Below are 2,609 nucleotides of genomic sequence, written 5' to 3'. Positions count from 1 at the left end.
GCGGTATCAGCGAGCCGTATTATGAAAAAGTGATCCTGAAAGCGTTGGGCATCGAGAAGTTGGATAAGCCGGCATGAATATGATCACGGTCCCGTTTTTTGTTCAGATGTTCAGGATCGGGAAGATGGGGCTGCTGGTGCTGGTTGGATTGTTGTTCGCCGCCTGTGCTGGTGGCCCGTCGGATCGTTCGGACGCGGTGAAGATGGCGGATGTCTTGAAGGGGAAGACGAAGCAGGAACTCCTTGTCTGTGCCGGTGCGCCGCGAAGCGAGCGCACGGCACAGAGTCTGACAACGATGGTGTACCAGGAGGAAGCCGAACTCGTTGAACTCTCCGTCCCTGGCGCGAAGTCGAGCGGTCCGCGGGATGTGCCGCATCGTTGTCGGGCGACGGTCACGCTCAAGGACGGTCGCGTGACGGATGTGCGATATGAGTCGGTGCCCGCATGGTTGGGGGCCGAGAACCATTGCGACGAGATCTTCGCGCGCTGTTCACAATAATAGTGGCCGTCTGGCCGGAGAATTGGATCACCGAGGAGGATGTATGAACCGTATATTGACGGGAGCCGCACTTGTGTTGTCAGCGTTAGTCCCGCTCGTCGGCTGCTCGTCGTATCATACGGGCAAACACGAGAAGACCTTGCACGCGAAGGCCGTCATCGCCGGCCCCGGCATTACGGGAGAGGCGCATTTCTACGAGGAGTATGAAGGGCGTGTCAGGATCAAGTTGAAGCTCCAGGGCACGCCGGACAGCAAGCTGAAGCCGGGACGCCATGCGATCCACATTCACGAGACCGGCAATTGCGAGCCCTTCTCGGCGGCCAAGGGGCATTATGACGGGAATGTCGATCCGGCAATGAATCCTGAGGCGAACGTCATGCCCGGCCTATGGAATCATCCTTACCATCTTGGCGATCTCCAGAACCTCTCCGTGAACGATGACCGGAACGGGTCGCTCTATACGATCACGAGCCGGGTAACCCTGTCGGAGGGGCTCAACAGCCTGTTCGATAAGGACGGGAGCGCCTTCATCATCCATGAGTTGGACGATAAGTATCTGCCGGACCCGCCGGCAAAGGATGCACCAGGTGGACCCCGCATCGCGTGTGGCGTGATTGTGAAAGAGTGAAAGATCGTGTCGAATGATAGACACGTCTCGCTCGTCGGACACGACGCGGCATCTGATGCTGGCGATCATGGCCGTGGTGGCCGTCATCGCATCGGGGACGCTCGGCTACATCGTGATCGAAGGCTGGCCTGCTTTCGATGCCTTCTACATGACGGTCACAACCGTCACGACAGTCGGGTATCAGGAAATTCATCCGCTGTCGCCGGTCGGTCGGGCCTTCACGATCGTCCTGATCATCAGCGGTGTGGGAACCCTCTTCTATGTGTTGGGCAACCTCGCGCGGCTGCTGTTAGAAGGGGAACTGAGAGCGATTTTCGGACGGTATCGGACTGAGGGAAAAATGAAGACGGTGGCGAATCATTATATCGTATGTGGATACGGACGTATGGGGAAGCGGATCTGTAAGGAGCTCCGCGTCAAACCGCTGCCGTTCGTCGTGATCGACAAGAGTCCTGACGTAATTGCCGCCTTGCAGCGAGAAGGCCTGATGGCCGTGGAAGGCGATGCCACTCAGGATGAGGTCTTGATCCGGGCGGGGATCGAACGGGCGAAAGGTGTGGTGTCGGTCGTGAATACGGATACGGAGAATCTCTACATCGTCCTGACGGCCAGGGGATTGAACAAGGATCTCTACATCGTGGCGCGCGCTGGCGATGAAGGGTCGGAGCACAAGCTGATGCGGGCCGGCGCAAATCGCGTCTCGTCGCCCTATCACATCGGCGGGATACAAATGGCGCAAGCCTTGATTCGTCCCGCGGTCATGGATTTTCTCGAACTGGCGACGCAGAGTGAACATCTGGATCTTCAGATGGAAGAGCTGACCGTTGAACAGGGTTCACGTTTCGATGGCCGGACCACTTGCGATTGTGGTCTGGCCGAGGATCGAGGGCTGGTCCTCATCGCGGTCAAGCGCACATCGGGCCATCTTGAGTTTAATCCAGGTCCCAAGGTTTTGCTGGCCGAGGGCGACAAATTGATTGTCTTGGGTCAGCCGGATAGTTTGAAGCGCCTTGAAGCGGTCATCAGATCTCAAGCTGTAGCGTAGGAGCATTGTGAGTCTTGGACGAAGTAACGCATGACGGGTGGCGAGTCATCGGTCCTTGCTGTCGCGGTGGGAAGTCTGGTGGGGCTCTCGCTGGGCGTCACGGGGAGTGGCGGATCGCTGATCGCAATTCCCCTCCTGGTCTATGTGCTCGGGACGAGCGTGCAGGAAGCCGTGAGTCTCTCGCTCGCGCTTGTAGCTGCTGCTGCCTGTATCGGCGCCATCGAATCTTTCAAGTCGGGCCTCGTCAAGGTGAAGGCGGCGCTACTGTTGAGCGGCACCGGTATGATCGGCGGGTGGGTGGGATCCATAAGCCATCGGCTTGTCCGGGAGGAAATCACGCTCCTACTCTTCGGCGTCCTGATGATCGTGGCAGCCGGACAGATGTGGTGGCGCACGACCTTGCGGGAGGATCCTGAGGAACGGAGCATCTGCGCGGA

4 protein-coding genes are annotated in these 2,609 nt (G+C 58.5%); all 4 read left to right on the top strand.

Translation table 11 applies throughout. The annotated features are described in order from the left end of the window. Positions 1-73: 73 nt before the first annotated feature. A complete protein-coding gene (locus Q7U76_08860; GenBank protein MDO8356484.1) occupies positions 74-499 on the top strand; it encodes a hypothetical protein in 426 nt (141 codons plus the stop codon). A gap of 43 nt (positions 500-542) precedes the next feature. Continuing rightward, positions 543-1,127, top strand: a complete 585-nt coding sequence (locus Q7U76_08855; protein ID MDO8356483.1) for a superoxide dismutase family protein — start codon at positions 543-545, stop codon at positions 1,125-1,127. Between the two features lie 13 nt (positions 1,128-1,140). Next, positions 1,141-2,172, top strand: a complete 1,032-nt coding sequence (locus Q7U76_08850) for an NAD-binding protein (GenBank protein MDO8356482.1) — start codon at positions 1,141-1,143, stop codon at positions 2,170-2,172. A 30-nt stretch (positions 2,173-2,202) separates the two neighbouring features. Then, on the top strand, positions 2,203-2,609 hold a 407-nt coding region (locus Q7U76_08845), incomplete at its 3' end, for a sulfite exporter TauE/SafE family protein (GenBank protein MDO8356481.1).

The organism is Nitrospirota bacterium, assembly GCA_030645475.1.
In the GTDB taxonomy this organism is placed as follows: domain Bacteria; phylum Nitrospirota; class Nitrospiria; order Nitrospirales; family Nitrospiraceae; genus Palsa-1315.
The sequence above is the reverse complement of the archived record's forward strand: the minus strand, read 5'-3'. Positions and strand labels throughout refer to the sequence as shown.

Excerpts from the sequence above, each read along its gene's own strand:
- Q7U76_08860 (MDO8356484.1), top strand. The coding sequence starts at position 74 with ATGAATATGATCACGGTCCCGTTTTTTGTTCAGATGTTCAGGATCGGG.
- Q7U76_08855 (MDO8356483.1), top strand. The coding sequence starts at position 543 with ATGAACCGTATATTGACGGGAGCCGCACTTGTGTTGTCAGCGTTAGTC.
- Q7U76_08850 (MDO8356482.1), top strand. The coding sequence starts at position 1,141 with ATGATAGACACGTCTCGCTCGTCGGACACGACGCGGCATCTGATGCTG.